This is a genomic window from Streptomyces noursei ATCC 11455 (assembly GCF_001704275.1).
Lineage (GTDB): Bacteria > Actinomycetota > Actinomycetes > Streptomycetales > Streptomycetaceae > Streptomyces > Streptomyces noursei.
The window spans coordinates 9,314,228-9,334,828 of record NZ_CP011533.1 but is presented as its reverse complement, the minus strand read 5'-3'; the positions used below and the strand labels follow the sequence as shown (position 1 = coordinate 9,334,828).

The following is a 20,601-nucleotide window of genomic DNA, read 5'->3' as shown; positions in this document are numbered from 1 at the left end:
TTCGCGCGTGGTTCCTACGGTCAGCTCAGGCCGAACTCGTTGTCGAGGAGGTCGAAGACCTCCTCGTCGGAGGCGGACTCGAAGTCGAAGTCCTGGTCGGACCGGGAGTCGCCCGGCCCGGCTGCCGCGGGGGTGTCGCGGAGGGCGTCCCACTTCGCCCTGAGAACCTCCAGCCGGCCGGCTATCTGCTCGTGGACCTCCTCCGTGACGTCGAGCCCGCCGAAGGTCTTCTCCAGCCGTTCGAGCTCGCCCAGGAGTGCCTCCGGGCCGGCGGCCGGCTCGGGTGCGAGCCGGGCGTGGAGGTGGTCGACCAACTCCGCCGGCGTCGGGTAGTCGAACAGCAGGGTCGCCGGCAGGCGGATTCCGGTGAGGGCGCTCAGGCCGTTGCGGAGTTCGACCGCGGTCAGGGAGTCGAAGCCGATGTCCAGGAAGGCGCGGTCCGGGTCGAGCTCCGTGCCCTTGGAGTGTCCGAGAACGGTCGCGACCTGGCCGCCCACGGCGTCGAGGACGAGCTCACGCCCCTCGGCCGCCGACAGGCCGGTCAGCCGCCGTGCGAAGGCGGCCGCCGCGGCCGGGGCCGCGGCGGTGCGACGGCCCGGGGTGCGGATCAGGCCGCGGAACAGTGGTTGGGGTTCGCCCTGTGCGCGGAGCGCCGCGAGGTCCAGGCGGACCGGCAACGGCGCGGCCTCGGCCGACGCGAGCGCGGCGTCGAAGAGGGCCAACCCCTCCTCGACCGACAACGGCGGCATGCCCTGACGGACCATGCGCTCCACGTCGGCGTCGGTGAGGGCACCGGTCATGCCGCTGTCCTGCGACCACGGACCCCACGCCAACGACGCTCCGGGCAGCCCCAGACCTCGGCGGTGGTGGGCCAACGCGTCCAAGAAGGCGTTGCCCGCCGCGTAGTTGCCTTGACCGGGGCTGCCGACCGTGCCGGCCACGGACGAGAACACCACGAACGCGTCCAGGTCCAGGTGCCTGGTCGCCGCGTGCAGGTGCCACGCCGCATCCACCTTCGGACGCAACACCGCGGCCAACCGCTGCGCGGTCAACGACTCCACCACACCGTCGTCCAACACACCGGCCGTGTGCACCACGGCCGACGGCACATGACGCTCCACCAGATCCGCCACGGACACGGCGTCCGCCGCGTCACACGCCTCGACCACGGCCTCCGCACCGAGCCGGGCGAGTTCGTCGACGAACTCGCCGGCGCCGTCGGCGGCCGGACCGCGCCGGCTCACCAGCAACACGTTCCGCACCCCGTGCTCGGTGACCAGGTGTCGGGCGACGGCCCGCCCCAAACCACCGGTACCACCCGTGATCAGCACCGGGCCGGACCCGTTCCACTCGACGCCGGCCGCGGGGGAATCCGGCCGTGCCATGCGGGCCAGCCGCGCGGCGCCGACCTGCTCGCCGCGCACCAGCAGTTGTGGCTCGTCCGACGCCAACGCCTGTGGTACGAGCGCCACTTCGGCAGCGTCACCGAGGTCCACCAGGCCGAAGCGGCCCGGGTGCTCCGACTGCGCCGACCGCACCAGACCCCACACCGCGGCGCCCGCGAGATCCGCACCGGACACCGCCCCCCGCGTCACGAACACCAGACGCGAGGACGCGAACCGCTCCTCCGCCAGCCACGCCTGCACCAACTCCAGCGCCTCCGCCGCCGCGGCGTGGACCGACTCCACCGTGCCGGCGGGGCCGGTCGTCGTCGGGACCAGCACCGTGTCGGGCGCGCCGACGGCCGCGATCTCACCGAGGTCCGCGTGGGACCGGAGCGAGAGGGCGTCGAGCAGGCCGTCGGCGTCCTTGCCGAGCAGGGCGAGGGTGCCCGCCGGCTCGCCGGCGAGGGGTACGCCGGTCCAGTCGACCGCGTAGAGGGAATCGCCGCCGTGCAGCTGACCGACGGTGAGCGGACGGGCGATCAGGGTGCGCACCGAGGCCACCGGGGCACCGGTCGGGTCCGCGAGCGCAATCGACGTGCCGCTGTCGGTGGCACGGATGCGGACCCGCACCCGGGAGGCACCGGACGCGTGCAGGGACACCCCGCTCCACGAGAAGGGGACCCCCTTCTCGTCGGCGCCTTCGCCATCCAGGAGCGCCGCGTGCAGCGCCGCGTCGAAGAGCGCCGGGTGCAGACCGTAGGCGGCACCGTCGGTGCCCTCCGGGAGTCCGACCTCCGCATAGACGTCATCGCCCGCCCGCCAGGCCGCCCGCAGGCCCTGGAACACCGGTCCGTACCCGAACCCGGCGTCCGCGAACCGCTCGTAGCAGTCCGTCACGTCGAGCGGCTCGGCGCCCTCCGGGGGCCAGGCCGCGGCGTCGAACGACGGCGGCTCGGCTGCCGGCGCCAGGGCGCCGCTGGCGTGCAGCGTCCACGGCTCCGCTCCGGAACGAGCGTGCACCGACACCGGTCGGTGTCCCCCGTTCTCGGGCTCGCCCACCCGCACCTGCACCTGGACCGCGCCGTCCGCCGAGGGCAGCACCAGCGGGGCGGCGAGCGTCAGCTCCTCCACCGCACCGCAGTCCACCTCGTCGGCCGCCCGCAGCACCAGTTCCACCAGCGCGGTGCCGGGCACCAGCACCGCCCCCTGCACCACGTGGTCGGCCAGCCACGGATGCGTGGCCACCGAGAGCCGACCGGTGAACAACAGGCCGTCCGAGCCGGCCAGTTCGACCGCCGCACCGAGCAGCGGATGCTCCGCGGACTCCAGGCCGGCGAACCGCACGTCACCCGAGCGCACCACTCTGGTCGACGGCCAGAACCGCTCGCGCTGGAACGCGTACGTCGGCAGGTCCACCCACCGCGCACCCGTACCGGCGAAGACGGCGGACCAGTCGACGGGGACGCCGCGGGCGTGCAGCCGCGCCACCGCCGTGAGGAGCGCCGGTGCCTCCGGCCGGTCCTTGCGCAGAACCGGAGTCAGCACCGCGTCGTCCCCGGTGGACTCCGTGGCGAGCGCGGCGAGGGCGCCGTCCGGGCCGAGCTCCACGCACACCGAGACGCCCTGCGCTTCCAGCGCGCCGACCCCGTCCGCGAAGCGCACCGCCTCGCGGACGTGCCGGACCCAGTACTCCGCGGAGCACAGTTGCTCGGCGGTGGCGGGCTCGCCGGTGACGTTCGAGACCACGGGCAGCTGCGGCGCGTGGTACGTCATGCGGTCGGCGACGGCGCGGAAGTCGTCCAGCATCGGTTCCATGAGCGGTGAGTGGAAGGCGTGCGAGACCCGCAGCCTGCTGGTCTTGCGCCCCTCGGCCTCGAAGTGCGCCGCGATGGCGAGCACGGCGTCCTCGGCTCCGGAGACCACCACCGACGCGGGGCCGTTGACCGCCGCGATCGACGCCTTCTCCGACAGGTGCGGCAGGACCTCCTGCTCGGTCGCCCTGATGGCCACCATCGCCCCGCCGGCCGGCAGCGCCTGCATCAGCCGGCCCCGGGCCGCCACCAACGCGCCCGCGTCCGGCAGGGAGAGGACACCCGCGACGTGCGCCACGGCGAGCTCCCCTACGGAGTGCCCCAGCAGCTGGTCGGGGCGCACGCCCCACGACTCCAGCAGGCGGTACAGCGCCACCTCGATCGCGAACAGCCCGGCCTGGGCGTACGCGGTCTGGTTCAGCGCCTCCGCGTCCTCGCCCCACACCACGTCCCGCACAGGGCGCTCCAGGTGCTCGTCCAAGGCGGCGCAGACCGCGTCGAACGCCGCCGCGAAGACCGGATAGCGACCGTACAACTCCCGCCCCATACCCAGGCGTTGAGAGCCCTGACCCGAGAAAAAGAAGGCGAGCTTGCCCGTGCGGGCCCGGTCCTGCACCACGACGGCTGCCTCACTGCGGCCCTCTGCCAGGGCGGACAAGGCCCGCAGCAGGCCCTTCCGGTCCGCGGCCAGTATCACCGCGCGGTGTGGGAACGCCGAGCGGCCCGTCGCCAGTGAGTAGGCGACGTCGGTGACCCGCTGCCCCGGACCGCTGTCCAGTCGGGACAGCAGGCGCGCCGCCTGGGCCCGCAGCGCCGGCTCGGTCCGGCCCGACAGCGGCACCGGCACCGGCACCGGTGTCCCGGCCTCGGCCGTCTCGTCCTCGGCGCCCTCCGGTCCGGCTTCGGTGCCGGCGGGGGTGTCGGTGGGGACGGGTTCGGGCTGTTCCAGGATCACGTGCGCGTTCGTGCCGCTGATGCCGAAGGACGACACGCCCGCCCGTCGCGGCCCGTCCCCCTGCTCCCACGCGACCGGGGACGTCAGCAGCTCGACCGCACCGGCGTTCCAGTCCACGTGCGTCGACGGATCGTCCACGTGCAACGTCCGCGGGAGCACGCCGTGGCGCATGGCCAGCACCATCTTGATGACACCGGCGACACCCGCAGCCGCCTGCGCATGACCGATGTTGGACTTCACCGATCCCAACCGCAACGGACGGTCCTCCGGCCGGCCCTGGCCGTACGTGGCCAGCAACGCCTGGGCCTCGATCGGATCGCCCAGCGTCGTGCCCGTACCGTGCGCCTCGACGGCGTCCACGTCCGACGCGGACAGTCCCGCACTCGCCAGTGCCTGCCGGATCACCCGCTGCTGCGACGGGCCGTTCGGCGCCGTCAGACCGTTGGACGCGCCGTCCTGGTTCACGGCGCTGCCCCGCACCGTCGCCAGGATCCGGTGCCCGTTGCGACGCGCGTCCGACAGGCGCTCCAGCACCAGGATTCCGGCGCCTTCGGCCCAGCCGACACCGTCGGCCGCGTCCGCGAACGCCTTGCACCGCCCGTCGGCGGAGAGCCCGCCCTGACGCGAGAACTCCACGAACGTCGCCGGCGTCGACATCACCGTCACGCCACCCGCCAACGCCAACGAGCACTCGCCCAGTCGCAACGACTGCGCCGCGAGGTGCAGGGCCACCAGCGACGACGAGCAGGCCGTGTCGACGGTGACCGCCGGGCCCTCGAAGCCGAAGGTGTAGGAGACGCGGCCCGAGGCGACGCTGCCCGCGCTGCCGCTGCCCTGGTAGCCCTCGAACTCGCGCCCGGACAGCAGCGTCGAGTAGTCGTGGTACATCACGCCGGCGAAGACGCCGGTACGGCTGCCGCGGAGGGTCGCCGGGTCCATACCGGCGCGTTCCAGCGCCTCCCAGGTCGTCTCCAGCAGCAGCCGCTGCTGGGCGTCGGTGGTCAGGGCCTCCCGGGGGCTCATCCCGAAGAACTCGGGGTCGAACTCGGCCGCGTCGTGGAGGAATCCACCGGAGCGGGTGGCGATGGCGCCTTCTCGGTCGGGGTCGTAGGTGTCGTCGATCTCCCAGCCGCGGTCGGTGGGGAAGTCCGAGACGGCGTCCACGCCTTCCGACACCAGCCGCCACAGGTCCTCGGGCGAGGTGACGCCGCCGGGGAAGCGGCAGCTCATCCCGACGATCACCACCGGGTCGTCGGTCAGGGGCGGGAGAGCGGACACCGGGATCGGGGTCTCGGTCTCGGTCTCGGTGCCGAACAGTTCGCCCAGGAGGTGGTTCGCCAGGGCGCCGGCCGTCGGGTAGTCGAACACGGCGGTCGCCGGGAGCCGCAGTCCGGTGGCCTTGCCCAGCAGGTTGCGGAGTTCGATGGCGGTCAGGGAGTCGAGGCCGAGGTCCTGGAAGGCCCGCTCCGGGTCGACCGTCGCCGGGCTCGCGTGCCCCAGGACCGCCGCGATCTGGGCCCGTACGACATCGAGCAGCGCCTCGTGCCGCTCCGCCGTGGACAGCCCGGCCAGGCGCCGCACGATGCCGGATGCCGCGGCGGAGCCGGATCGGCGATTCCGCGTGCGGATCAGGCCGCGGAACAGTGGTTGGGGTTCGCCCTGCGCGCGGAGCGCCGCGAGGTCCAGGCGGACCGGCAACGGCGCGGCCTCGGCCGACGCGAGCGCGGCGTCGAAGAGGGCCAACCCCTCCTCGACCGACAACGGCGGCATGCCCTGACGGGCCATCCGCTGGAAGTCGGCCTCGGTGAGGGCACCGGTCATGCCGCTGTCCTGCGACCACGGACCCCACGCCAGCGAGACGGCAGGCAGACCCGCCGCACGCCGGTGACGCACCAACGCGTCCAAGAAGGCATTGCCCGCCGCGTAGTTCCCCTGACCAGGGCTACCGATGGTGCCCGCCACCGAGGAGAACACCACGAACGCGTCCAGGTCCAAGCCCTTGGTCGCCTCGTGCAGGTGCCACGCCGCATCCACCTTCGGACGCAACACCGCGGCCAACCGCTGCGCGGTCAACGACTCCACCACACCGTCGTCCAACACACCGGCCGTGTGCACCACGGCCGACGGCACATGACGCTCCACCAGATCCGCCACGGACACGGCGTCCGCCACGTCACACGCCTCGACCACGGCCTCCGCACCGAGCCGGGCGAGTTCGTCGACGAACTCGCCGGCGCCGTCGGCGGCCGGACCGCGCCGGCTGACCAGCAGCACGTTCCGCACCCCGTGCTCGGTGACCAGGTGTCGGGCGACGGCCCGCCCCAGGCCACCGGTACCACCCGTGATCAGCACCGGGCCGGACGGATTCCACCTGCGGTCCTGTTGCGCCTCGGCACGGGCCAGCCGTGGGGCCAGCACCTCGTCGCCGCGCAGCAGGAGTTCGGGCTCGTCGGTCGCGAGTGCGCGCGTCAGGGCGGTGACGTCGGCGCCGTCGTCCAGGTCCACCAGGCCGAAGCGGCCCGGGTGCTCCGACTGCGCCGACCGCACCAGACCCCACACCGCGGCGCCCGCGAGATCCGCACCGGACACCGCCCCCCGCGTCACGAACACCAGACGCGAGGACGCGAACCGCTCCTCCGCCAGCCAGGACTGCACCGTTTCCAACGCCCAGGCGGCCGTGCGGTGGACGGACTCCACGAGTCCGGTGGTGTCGGTGGAGGGGGCGACCAGGACCGTTCCCGGCGCGGTCGGGCCCGACAGGGCCGGCAGGTCGGCAGGGATCTGCGACGGCTCCACCACCGGGTCGGTGCCGAGTTCGACGCGCTCCTCCGTGAGCGGGACGGGGACCCAGTCGACCGTGAAGAGGGCGTCACGGTCGGCCGCCTGCAACCGCCCGGTCGGGAGCGGACGCACCACCAGCGACTCGACGGAGGCGACCGGCGCGCCGGAGGTGTCGGCCATCACGACCGACATGCCGTTGGCCGTGCCCCGGATGCGGACGCGGAGGTGGCCGGCTCCGGAGGCGTGCAGGGCGACTCCGGTCCAGGAGAAGGGGACTGCGCCCGCTTCCACACCGCCCGATGCCGCCGCCGCGTGCAGGGCGGCGTCGAAGAGCGCGGGGTGGAGTCCGTAGGCGCGGCCGTCCGTGCCCTCCGGAAGGCTCACCTCGGCGTAGACGTCGTGGTCGAGCTTCCAGGCCGCGCGCAGGCCCCGGAACACCGGGCCGTAGGTGAGTCCCGCGTCGGCCAGTGCGTCGTAGCAGTCCGCCACGTCCAGCTGCTCCGCGCCCCGCGGGGGCCATTCCACGACGTCGAAGGGGACCGCTTCGGCGCCCGAGGTCACCGCTCCGCCGGCGTGCAGTGTCCAGGGCCCGTCGGCCTCGCGTGCATGCACCGAGGCCGAGCGACGGCCCGTGCCGTCGGGCTGTCCCAGCCACACCTGCACCTGCACTCCGCTGCCCGAAGCGGGCAGCACCAGCGGGGCGGCGAGCGTCAGCTCCTCCACCGCACCGCAGCCCACCTCGTCGGCCGCCCGCAGCACCAGTTCCACCAGCGCCGTACCAGGCACCACCACGGACCCCGACACCACATGATCCGCCAACCACGGATGCGACGGCACCGACAGCCGACCGGTGAACAACAGCCCGCCGGACCCGGCCAGTTCGACCGCCGCACCGAGCAACGGATGCTCCGCGGAGTCCAGACCCGCGAACCGCACGTCACCCGAGCGCACCACTCTGGTCGACGGCCAGAACCGCTCGCGCTGGAACGCGTACGTCGGCAGGTCCACCCACCGCGCACCCTTACCGGCGTACAGCGACGCCCAGTCCACATCTCCGCCCCGGACGTACAGCTGTGCCAGGGCACCGAGCAGCGTCGTCTCCTCGGGCCGGTTCTTGCGCAGTACGGGAGCGAGCACGGCCTCGTCCGGCAGCGACTCCCGGGCCATGGCCGACAGGACGCCGTCCGGGCCGAGTTCGAGGAACCGCGTCACCCCTGCGGCGTGCAGCGTCTCGACGCCGTCCGCGAAGCGCACTGCTTCGCGGACGTGCCGGACCCAGTAGTCGGCCCGGCAGAGGTGTTCGGGCTCGGCGAGCCGGCCCGTCAGGTTCGAGACGACGGGGATCGTCGGCGTGCCGAGGGACAGTCGTGCCACCACCGCGCGGAAGTCGTCCAGCATCGGTTCCATCAGCGGCGAGTGGAAGGCGTGCGAGACCCGGAGTCGCGTGGTCTTGCGGCCCTCCGCTTCGAAGTGCGCCGCAACGGCCAGCACCGCGTCCTGCGCACCGGAGACCACCACCGACGACGGGCCGTTGACCGCCGCGATCGACACCTCGCCGGTCAGGTGCGGCAGGACCTCCTCCTCCGTCGCCCTGAGCGCCACCATCGTCCCGCCGGCCGGCAGCGCCTGCATCAGCCGGCCCCGGGCCGCCACCAACGCACCCGCGTCCGGGAGCGACAAGACACCCGCCACATGCGCCGCGGCGACCTCACCGATCGAATGGCCCGTCACGAAGTCGGCGCGTACGCCCCACGATTCCGCCAGCCGGTACAGCGCCACCTCGATCGCGAACAGCCCGGCCTGGGCGTACGCGGTCTGGTTCAGCGCCTCCGCGTCCTCGCCCCACACCACGTCCCGCACAGGGCGCTCCAGGTGCTCGTCCAAGGCGGCGCAGACCGCGTCGAACGCCGCCGCGAAGACCGGATAGCGACCGTACAACTCCCGCCCCATGCCCAGGCGTTGAGAGCCCTGACCCGAGAACAGGAAGGCGGTCTTCCCGGCGTCGGAGGTGCCCTCCGCCAGACCGGTGTAGGTCTCGCCCACCGCGAGTGCGGACAGGGCGAGCACCAGGGCGTCGCGGTCCTGGCCCCACACCACCGCGCGGTGGGGGAAGCGCGTCCGTCCGGTCACCAGTGAGTGGCCGATGTCCCGCGCGGACCGCGCGTCGCGGCCGGCGACGAGGGGCAGGAGGCGGGCCGCCTGGCCGCGCAGGGCGGACTCGCTCCGGCCGGAGAGCACCCACGCCAGCGCGCCGGGCTCGTCCTCGACCGCGTCCGGTACGGCGTCGTCCGCGATCGGTTCGGGCTGCTCCAGGATGACGTGCGCGTTCGTCCCGCTGACTCCGAAGGAGGAGACGCCCGCGCGGCGCGGACCCGTGCCCTGCGGCCACTCCGTCTCGGACGTCAGCAGTTCCACGGCGCCGGCGCTCCAGTCCACGTGCGTCGACGGCTCGTCGACGTGCAGCGTCCGGGGCAGGACGCCGTGGCGCATCGCCAGCACCATCTTGATGACACCGGCGACACCCGAGGCCGCCTGCGCGTGCCCGATGTTGGACTTGACGGTGCCCAGCAGCAGCGGCCGGTCGTCCGGCCGTTCCCGGCCGTAGGTGGCCAGCAGTGCCTGGGCCTCGATCGGGTCGCCCAGCGTCGTGCCGGTACCGTGCGCCTCGACCGCGTCCACGTCCGCCGCGGACACTCCCGCACTGGCCAACGCCTGGCGGATCACCCGCTGCTGCGACGGGCCGTTCGGCGCCGTCAGACCGTTCGACGCGCCGTCCTGGTTCACCGCCGAGCCACGCACCACGGCCAGCACCCGGTGCCCGAGGCGGCGCGCATCCGACAGGCGCTCCAGCACGAGCATGCCCACGCCCTCGCCCCACCCGACACCGTCGGCCGCGTCGGAGAACGCCTTGCAGCGCCCGTCCGCCGCCAGTCCGCGCTGGCGTGAGAACTCCACGAACGTCGTCGGGGTGGACATCACCGTCACGCCACCGGCGAGCGCCAGCGAGCACTCCCCCGCCCGCAGTGCCTGCGCCGCCAGGTGCAGTGCCACCAGCGACGACGAGCACGCCGTGTCGACCGTGACCGCCGGACCCTCGAAACCGAAGGTGTAGGAGACGCGGCCGGAGGCGATGCTGGCCGCGCTGCCGTTGCTGCGGAAGCCCTCGAACTGGTCACCGCCGAGGAGGTCTTCGTAGTCGGTGTACATCACGCCGGCGAAGACACCGGTCCGGCTGCCCCGCAGCGACGTCGGGTCGATGCCCGTCCGCTCGATGGCCTCCCAGGTCGTTTCCAGCAGCAGCCGCTGCTGCGAGTCCGTCGCCAGTGCTTCCCGGGGGCTCATGCCGAAGAACTCGGGGTCGAACTCCGGGGCCTCGTGGAGGAAGCCCCCGGAGCGGGTGTACGAGGTGCCGAACGCCTCGGGGTCCGGGTTGTGGAGGGCCTCCAGGTCCCAGCCACGGTCGGTGGGGAAGTCGGACACCGCGTCCGCGCCGTCGGACACCAGTCGCCACAGGTCCTCGGGGGAGGCCACGCCGCCCGGGTAGCGGCAGCTCATGCCGACGATCACCACCGGGTCGTCCGCCGCCCCCGTCGGTGACGGCACCGTCGGCGCGTGGGCCTCCTCCGGGGAGTCGAACAACTCGTCCAGCAGGAAGCCGACGAGCGTGCCGGCGGTGGGGTAGTCGAAGACGGCGGTGGACGAGAGGAGCATGCCGGTGGCGTCGTTGAGCCGGTTGCGCAGCTCGACGCCGGTCAGCGAGTCGAAGCCGAGGTCGTTGAAGGCCCGGTCCGGGTCGATGGTCTCGGGGTTCGCGTGGCCCAGGACCACGGCGATCTGGGCGCGTACCAGGTCCAGCAGCGCCTCGCGCCGCTCCGCCGCGCCCAGTGCGGACAGGCGCCCCACCAGGCCGGCGACCGCGGCGGAGCCGGCCACCACCGAGCGCCGGGTGCGGGTCCTGATCAGGCCGCGCAGGAGTGGCGGCACCGCGCCCTGCTCACGCAGGCCCGCGAGGTCGAAGCGGACGGGCAGCATGTGGGCGTCCCCGGCCGCCAGTGCGGCGTCGAAGAGGGCCACGCCCTGCTCGACGGAGAGCGGCGGCATGCCCTGGCGGGCGATGCGCTGCAGGTCGGCGTCGGTGAGGGTGCCGGTCATACCGCTGTCCTGGGACCAGGGCCCCCACGCCATCGACACCGCGGGCAGACCCGCCGCACGACGGTGGTGCGCCAGGCCGTCCAGGAAGGAGTTGCCCGCGGCGTAGTTGGCCTGGCCGGGGCTGCCGATCGCACCCGCCACGGACGAGAACACCACGAAGGCGTCCAGGTCCAGGTCCTTGGTCGCCTCGTGCAGGTGCCACGCCGCGTCCACCTTCGGACGCAGCACCGCGGCCAACCGCTCCGGCGTCAACGTCCCCACCACGCCGTCGTCCAGCACACCGGCCGTATGCACCACGACCGAAGGAACATGACGGCTGATCAGGTCCTGCACGGCGGCCGCGTCGGTGACGTCACATGCCTCCACGACGACCTGTGCACCGTGCTCCGCCAGTTCGGCGACCAGTTCCCCGGCCCCTTCCGCGGCCCGGCCACGACGGCTCACCAACAACAGGCTCCGCACCCCGTGCTCGACCACCAGGTGCCGCGCCACCGTACGTCCCAGACCACCCGTACCACCGGTGATCAGCACCGTGCCGGCGGTGTCCCAGACATGCTTCCGCTGCGCCTGGGCACGGGCCAGTCGCGGGACCAGCACCTCGCCGCCCCGCAGCGACAACTGCGGCTCGTCCGAGGCCAACGCCATGGGGAGCAGGTCCGTTTCGGCGTCGGTGTCCAGATCCACCAGACCGAAGCGGCCCGGGTTCTCCGACTGCGCCGACCGCACCAGACCCCACACCGCGGCGCCCGCGAGATCCGCACCGGACACCGCGCCCCGCGTGACGAACACCAGACGCGAGGACGCGAACCGGTCGTCCGCCAACCACGACTGCATCGCCGCCAGCGTCCGCGCGGTCGCGGCGTGGACCGCCTCGACCGTGCCGGGTCCGTCGAGGTCGGTCGTCACCGGCGTGAGCACCGCACCGGGAGCTCGGCCGGCTGCGGCAAGGGCGTCCAGGTCGGCGTAGTGCTCGATCAGCTCGGTCGACCATCCGGCGGCCGGGTCGGTGGCGAGACCGACCGCCGCGACGGTCTCCACGGCGTCGACCGGGGGCAGGCGCACGGGGTCCCACCGGAGGCGGAACAGCGCGTCGCGGCCGATCGGAGCCGTGCCGCTGTGCCACTGGTCGGCGGAGACCGTCCGCAGGACGAGGGCACCGATGGTGGCGACGGGCTCGCCCGTGGTGTCGGCGACGTCCACGGACACCGTGTCGTTGCCGTGCCGGGTGACCCGGACCCGTACCGCCGCGGCGCCGGAGGCGTGCAGCGAGACGTTTTCCCAGGCGAACGGGACGACGTCCTGCTCGATGCCGTTGAAGGTCACGATGTGCAGGGCCGCGTCCAGCAGTGCCGGGTGCAGGCCGTAGGCCGGTGCTTCGCCCTCGGCCGCGACGGGCAGGGCGACATCGGCGAAGACCTCGTCGCCACGGCGCCATGCGGCGCGCAGGCCCTGGAAGTGCGGGCCGTAGTCGAATCCGCGGTCGGCCAGGCGGGGATAGAAGTCGGTCAGCTCGACGGGCTCGGCGTCGGCGGGCGGCCAGGGCATCGCGGCGAGGTCGACGTCGGTGGCGGCCGGCTGCGGGTCGACGGCGAGTACACCGGTGGCGTGCTGCACCCACGGGTGGTCGCCGTCGCCCTCGGCCCTGGAACGCGCGCTGAACGTGCGGCGGCCCGCTTCGTCGGCGGGACCCACATGCAGTTGGAGGTGTACGCCGCCGTGCTCGGGAAGGATCAGCGGGGCGGCCAGCGTCAGTTCCTCGACGCGTTCGCAGCCGGCCTCGTCGGCGGCGCGGACCGCGAGTTCGACGAATGCCGTGCCCGGCAGCAGGACCGAGCCCATGATGGCGTGCCCGGCCAGCCACGGGTGGGTGGCGAGCGACAGGCGCGTGGTGAACAGCACACCGTCGCCGTCGGGCAGTTCCACGGCGGCGCTCAGCAGGGGGTGCCCGGCCGCTTCGAGGCCGACGGCGCCGATGTCCCCGGTGCGGGTGTGGTCGGGGGTCGGCCAGAACCGCTGGTGCTGGAAGGCGTACGTCGGCAGGTCGACGGGGCGCGCGTCCCGGGCGGCGGGGAACGATGTCCAGTCGATCTCGGCCCCGCTCACGTGCAGCTGCGTCAGGGCAGCGAGCAGGGTCGCCTCTTCGGGGCGGTCCCGGCGCAGGGCGGGGGCGAGAACGCCCTCGTCGGGGGCGCTGCGGTCGGTGGCGCCGTCGTCCGGCAGCGACTCGCGGGCCATGGCCGTGAGGGTGCCGTCGGGGCCCAGCTCCAGGAAGCGCGTCACGCCCTGCGCGTGCAGGGTGCGGATGCCGTCGGCGAAGCGCACCGCGGCGCGCACGTGGGTCACCCAGTACTCGGGGGTGCGCAGTCGGTCCTCGGTGGCGAGTTCGCCGGTCACGTTCGAGACGACGGACCGTTCCGGCTCGCCGTAGGACAGGCCCTCGGCGACCGCGCGGAAGTCGTCCAGCATCGGTTCCATCAGCGGCGAGTGGAAGGCGTGCGAGACCCGCAGCCGGGTGGTCTTGCGGCCCTCGGCCTCGAAGTGCGCGGCGAGCGCGAGCACCGCGGCCTCGGTGCCGGAGACCACGGTGGCCCGGGGGCCGTTCACGGCGGCGAGCGCGACGTCGTCGGTCAGGTGCGGCAGCACCTCCTCCTCGGTGGCCTGCAGCGCCACCATCGCGCCGCCGGCGGGCAGCGCCTGCATCAGCCTTCCGCGCGCCGCCACCAGCGCGCAGGCATCGGCCAGGGAGAACACCCCGGCGACGTGCGCGGCGGCGATCTCGCCGACGGAGTGTCCGGCCACGTACTGCGGGCTGACGCCCCAGGACTCCACGAGCCGGAACAGGGCCACCTCGAGGGCGAACAGCCCGGCCTGGGCGTAGACCGTCCGGTTCAACTCATCCGCGTCCTCGCCCCACACCACGTCCCGCAGGGGGCGGTCCAGGTGCTCGTCCAGGGCGGCGCAGACCGCGTCGAACGCCGCCGCGAAGACCGGATGTCCGGCGTACAACTCGCGTCCCATGCCCAGGCGTTGGGACCCCTGACCCGAGAAGAGGACGGCGTCCCGGCCGGTGTGGGCCGTGCCGGTGTCCAGGGCGGGGTCGGCCTCGCCGGCGGCGAGTGCGGTCAGGGCCCGCAGCGCGGTGGCGTGGTCGTCGGCGCGGACGGTCGCGCGGTGGGCGAAGGCCGTGCGGCGAGTGATCAGCGCGTGCGCGACGTCGGCGAGCCGCAGCGCGGGCTCGCGGTCGAGGTGGGAGTGGAGTCGGGCCGCCTGGGCGCGCAAGGCGCTCCCGCTCTTGGCGGAGAGCAGCAGCGGTACCGTCCCGACCGGGGTGGCGGGCGCTTCGGGTTCGGTGGCCGCGGGCAGTTCCAGGACCACGTGGGCGTTGGTACCGCTGATGCCGAACGCGGAGACGGCGGCGCGGCGCGGGTGGCCGGTGTCGGGCCAGTCGGTGTTCTCGGTGAGCAGTTCGACCGCGCCGGCGGTCCAGTCGACGTGCCCGGTGGGTTCGTCGACGTGCAGGGTGCGCGGCAACATTCCGTGCCGCATCGCCAGCACCATCTTCATCACGCCCGCCACACCGGCGGCGGCCTGGGTGTGTCCGAGGTTGGACTTCACCGCGCCCAGCAGCAACGGCTGCTCCGGCGGGTGCTCCTGGCCGTAGGTGGCCAGCAGTGCCTGGGCCTCGATCGGGTCGCCGAGCGTCGTGCCGGTGCCGTGCGCCTCCACTGCGTCGACTTCGGAGGCGGCCAGCTGGGCGTTGGCCAGGGCCTGTCGGATCACCCGCTGCTGGGAGGGGCCGCTGGGTGCGCTCAGGCCGTTGGAGGCGCCGTCCTGGTTGACGGCCGAGCCGCGGACGACGGCGAGGACCTGGTGGCCGTTGCGGCGGGCGTCGGACAGCCGCTCCACCAGCAGCAGACCGACGCCCTCGCTCCAGCCGGTGCCGTCGGCGGCCGACGCGAACGGCTTGCAGCGACCGTCGGGGGCCAGGCCGCGCTGCCGGGCGAACTCCACGAAGGAGGACGGTGTGGACATCACCGTCACGCCGCCGGCGACCGCCAGGGAGCACTCGCCCTGGCGCAGCGCCTGCGCCGCCATGTGCAGGGCCACCAGCGAGGAGGAGCACGCGGTGTCCACCGTCACGGCCGGCCCTTCGAAACCGAAGGTGTAGGAGACGCGGCCGGAGACGACGCTCAGGGCGTTGCCGGTGAGCCGGTGCCCGCCCGCTTCGTCCTGTGCGGTGTCCAACACGGCGCCGTAGTCCTGGGTGTTGGTGCCCGCGAAGACCCCGGTGCTGCTGCCACGGAGGGACTCCGGGTCGATGCCCGCCTGTTCGAGCACCTCCCAGGTGGTTTCCAGCAGCAGCCGCTGCTGCGGGTCCATCGCGAGGGCCTCGCGCGGCGAGATGCCGAAGAAGTCGGCGTCGAAGCCGGCCACACCGTCCAGGAAGCCGCCGCCGCGGGCGTAGGTGGTGCCCTGGTGGTCGGGGTCGGAGTGGTAGAGGCGGTCCAGGTCCCAGCCCCGGTCGGTGGGCATGGGGGTGATCGCGTCGCCGCCCTCGGCCAGGAGCCGCCACAGGGCCGCGGGTGAGTCCACGCCGCCGGGGAAGCGGCAGGCCATGCCGACGATCGCCACCGGCTCGTCGAGGGCGGCGGCCGACGCCTGCACGACCGTGGCGGGACCTGCGGCACCGAGGACCTCGGCGCGCAGGTATGCGGCGACCGCGACGGAAGAGGGATGGTCGAACAGCAGGGTGGTGGGCAGCCGCAGGCCCGTCGCGGCGGAGAGCCGGTTGCGCAGGTCGACTGCCATCAGGGAGTCGAATCCCTGCTCGCGGAAGGCGCGTTGGACGTCGACGGTGTCCGGTGAGGGGTGGCCGAGGACCTTGGCGGCCTCCTCCCTGACCATCGCCAGGAACGCCTGTTCCTGTTCGGCGGGCGGCAGTGCGCCGATCCGCTCGCGCAGCGGGGAGGCTCCCCGGCGCGGGCCGTCCGCGGGGCGGATGGCGCGGCGCGCCTCGGGCAGGTCTGCGATGAGGGGGCTGGGGCGGACGGCGGTCAGGGCGGGGGCGTAGGCGCTCCAGTCGATGTCCGCCACGGTCACGTGTGTCATGCCCTGGGCGAGGGCCTGGCGCAGGGCGGCGAGCGCGGGGGCCGCGGGCAGGGGCAGCAGTCCGTCGCGGCTCATCCGGTCGGCGGCGTCGCTGTCGGTGGCCATGCCGTCGCCCGCCCAGGGGCCCCAGGAGACGGAGGTGGCCGGGAGGCCCTGCCGGTGGCGTTGTTCGGCGAGGGCGTCCAAGTAGGCGTTGGCGGCGGCGTAGTTGGCCTGGCCGGGGTTGCCCAGGACACCGACGATCGAGGAGAACAGCACGAAGTGGTCCAAGTCCAGGTCCTGGGTGAGTTCGTGCAGGTTCCGCGCCGCCTGCGCCTTGGGGCGCAGCACGGTCTCGAAGCGCTCGGGGGTGAGCGCGTCGAGCACGCCGTCGTCCAGCACGCCCGCGGCGTGGACGACGCCGGTGAGCGGCAGGTGGGCCGGGATGTCGGCGAGGACGGCCGCCAGGGCGTCGCGGTCGGCGGCGTCGCAGGCGGCGAGGGTGACCTCGACGCCGCGGTCGGTGAGTGCGGCCGCGAGTTCCGGTGCGCCGGGAGCCTGTGGGCCGCGGCGGCTGGTGAGCACCAGGTGTTGGGCGCCGGCGCCGGCCAGCCAGTGGGCGAGGTGGGTGCCGAGGGCACCGGTGCCGCCGGTGACCAGAACGGTGCCGTGGGCGTGCCACGGGGCGTCGGTGTCCCCGGGGGCGACCCGTTCCAGGCGGCGGGTGAAGACCCCGGTCGGGCGGATCGCGACCTGGTCCTCCTCCCCCGCGAGGGTGCGCAGCAGCGCGGCGACGGCCCGCCCGTCCGGGTTTTCGGGGAGGTCGACGAGCCCGCCCCAGGTCTGCGGGGACTCCAGCGCGGCCACCCGGCCCAGGCCCCAGGTCTGGGCCTGTACGGGGCTGGTGAGGGCCTCGTGCCGGTCGACTGCGACGGCGCCGCGGGTCAGGCACCACAACGGTGCCTGGATGCCCGCGGTCTCCAGGGCGCGCAGCAGGCCGGCCGTGGCGGCCACGCCCCGGGGTAGGGCGGGCAGGTGCGGGTGGGCCCGTTCGTCGAGGGCCAGCAGGGAGAGCACGCCGTCGAAGGGGGTGTCGGTCCGGGCGAGGGCGTCACCGGGTTCGTCGGTGTCGGGGAGTTCCCTGACGTCGGTGTGCAGGCCCTGGTCGCGCAGGGCGTCCAGCAGGCGGACGGTCCACGGGTCGTCGGCGCGGCCGTGGGGCAGGACGACGAGCCAGTGTCCCGCGGCGGCAGGGTTGTCGGTGACGGTGCGCGGGGCCCAGTGGGTGTGGTAGCCGAGGCGGTCCGCGGTGGCCTGGATGCGGCGCCGTCGGTGCCAGGAGGACAGGGTGGGCAGGAGGTTGCCGAGGGAGTCCGCGTCGCTGCCGTCGATGGCGAGGACGGCCGACAGCTCCTGGAGGTCCTCGCGTTCGACGGCGGCCCAGAATCCGGCCTCGCCCGCCACGGCGGTGGCTGCTTCCGCCGGCTCGGGGTCGGCCGGGTCCAGCCAGTACCACTGCCGCTGGAAGGCGTAGGTGGGCAGTGCGACGTGGGGTGCGTTGCGGGTGCCCAGGCAGCCGGCCCAGTCGACGTGCGCGCCGTGTGCGAAGGCGGTGGCGATGCCCGTGGTGAGGGTGAAGTCCTCCGGGCGGCCGGCGCGCAGGAGGGGGACGAGGACAGGGGGGACCGGCCCGTCGAGGGTGGTCAGGCAGTCCTGGACCATGGGGGTGAGGACGCCGTCCGGGCCGATCTCCACGAAGGTGGTGACGCCCTCGGCTTCGAGGGTGCGCACGGCGGCGCAGAAGCGGACCGCTTCGCGGACCTGCCGGACCCAGTAGTCGGGCGAGCGCAGTTCGTCCTCGGTGGCGAGCTCGCCGGTGACCGTGGACACCACGGGGATGCGGGGGGCGTGGAAGGTCAGGTCGCGGGCGACGGACCGGAAGTCCTCCAGCATGGCGTCCATGTGCGGGGAGTGGAAGGCGTGGCTGACCCGCAGGCGTTTGGTGCGGCGGCCGTGGTCCGCCCAGTGGGCCGCGATCTCGGTCACGGCCTGTTCGTCGCCCGAGATGACGGTGGAGTCGGGCCCGTTGGCGGCGGCGAGGGAGACGTGCGCCTCGTGGCCCGCGAGGCTGTCCCGGATCTCCTCCTCGGTGGCCTGGATCGCCACCATGGCACCACCTTCGGGCAGTGCCTGCATCAGGGTGCCCCGCGCGGCGACCAGCCGCGCGGCGTCTTCGAGGGTCAGCACGCCGCTGACGTGGGCGGCGGCGAGCTCGCCGATGGAGTGGCCGGCGACGAACCGGGGCGCCACGCCCCAGGATTCGACGAGCCGGAACAGGGCGGTTTCCAGTGCGAAGAGGGCGGCCTGGGTGTAGGCGGTCCGGTCGAGGAGGGCCGCGTCGGCGCTGCCTTCGTCGGCGAAGACCACGTCGCGCAGCGGCCGATCCAGGTGCGGGTCGAGCTCGGCGCACACCGCGTCGAAGGCCGACGCGAACTCGGGGTGCGCGGCGTGCAGTTCGCGGCCCATGCCCAGGCGCTGGGAGCCCTGTCCGGCGAAGAGGAACGCAGTGGTGGTCTTGGCGGCGACGCCGCTGACCAGGCCGGTCGCACCGCGGCCGGCCGCCAGCGCGTCCAGACCCTCGACGAGCGCGTCGCGGTCGTCGGCGACGACGACCGCCCTGTGCTCCATGAGGGCCCGGGTGTCCACGAGGGCGTGGGCCACGGCGGTTGGTTCGAGGCCGGCGCGGTCGCGCACGTGGCGGCTGAGGCGTTCGGCCTGGGCGCGCAGGGCCGCTTCGGTGCGGGCGGACAGGATCCAGGGCAGCGCGCCGGATCGGGCGGCCTGCTCGGCAGCGGGTTCGGCCGCGTGGGCGGGTGCCTGTTCCAGGATCACATGGGCGTTGGTGCCGCTGATGCCGAACGAGGAGACGGCGGCGCGGCGGGGCCGATCGGTGCTCGGCCACGGCTCGGGCTCGGCGAGGAGCCTGGCGGTGCCCTCGCTCCAGTCGACGTGTCCGGTGGGCGCGTCCAGGTGGAGGGTCCTGGGCAGTTGCCCGTGCCGCATCGCCAGGACCATCTTCATCACGCCGGCGATACCGGCGGCGGCCTGGGTGTGCCCGATGTTGGACTTCATGGAGCCGATCAACACGGGCCGGTCCGCGGGGCGCTGCTGCCCGTAGGTGGCCAGCAGGGCGTGCGCCTCGACGGGGTCGCCGAGGGTGGTGCCGGTGCCGTGCGCCTCCACCGCGTCGATGTCCGAGGCGGCCAGGCCCGCGCCGGCCAGTGCCTGGCGTATGACGCGTTGTTGGGAGGGGCCGTTGGGGGCGGTCAGGCCGTTGGAGGCGCCGTCCTGGTTGACGGCCGAGCCCTTCAGCACGGCGAGCACGGGATGACCGTTGCGCACGGCGTCGCTGAGCCGCTCCACCACCAGCAGCCCGACACCCTCGCTCCAGCCCGTGCCGTCGGCGGCGGCCGCGAACGGCTTGCAGCGGCCGTCGGGGGCCAGGCCGCGCTGGCGGGAGAACTCCACGAACATCTGCGGTGTGGACATCACGGTCGCGCCGCCCACCAGGGCCATGGCGCACTCGCCGCGTCGCAGCGCGTGCATGGCCAGGTGCAGGGCGACCAGCGACGATGAGCAGGCCGTGTCCACGGTCAGTGCAGGGCCTTCGAGGCCCAGGACGTAGGAGATCCGGCCGGAGGCGATACTGATGTGGTTGCCGGTCAGCAGGTGTCCGCCGACCTCGTCGGCGCGTCGGCCCCCTTCGGCGTCGTACCCGCCGTGGCCGGTGCCGACGAAGACGCCGGTCTGGCTGCCCGCGAGGGACTGCGGGTCGATGCCGGCGTGTTCGACGGCCTCCCAGGCGGTTTCCAGCAGCAGTCGCTGCTGGGGGTCCATGGCGAGCGCCTCGCGCGGGGAGATCCCGAAGAAGGCGGGGTCGAACTCGCCCGCCTCGTGGAGGAATCCGCCCTCGCGCGCGTAGGCGGTGCCCTGGTGGGCCGGGTCGGGGTGGAAGAGCGCTTCCAGGTCCCAGCCGCGGTTGCGGGGGAAGGAGGAGATCGCGTCGACCCCGTCGCGCAGCAGCGCCCAGAGCTCTTCCGGCGCGCGGACGCCTCCGGGGAAGCGGCAGGCCATCGAGACGATCGCGATCGGCTCGCGCTGCTTCGCCTCGGTCTCGTCCAATTGCTGACGAGTCTCGTGAAGGTCTGCGATCGCGCGCTTGAGGTACTCGCGCAGCTTCTCCTCGTTCGACATCAGGACGCCAATCGTTCGGTGGAATGCCGGACTTGGAAAACAGAGCGTCGACACGCACGTCCGACCGGATCCCCACCATCTTCCAGAAGGTGGACTGCGGGTTTCCGTAGTTGAGTGCGCGGATGTGCGGCGGGGCGATGGGTGCGGGAACGCGCCGCGGCGGGCGGCCTGGTGG

The 20,601-nt window shown here is 73.8% G+C and carries 1 protein-coding gene; it reads right to left on the bottom strand.

Going from position 1 to position 20,601, the window contains the following annotated elements:
• Window positions 1–20 precede the first annotated feature (20 nt).
• The gene (locus tag SNOUR_RS39805; protein WP_067357081.1) at window positions 21–20,426 is read right to left on the bottom strand and encodes a type I polyketide synthase; all 20,406 of its coding nucleotides are present in this window, start codon (window positions 20,424–20,426) and stop codon (window positions 21–23) included.
• Window positions 20,427–20,601 lie beyond the last annotated feature (175 nt).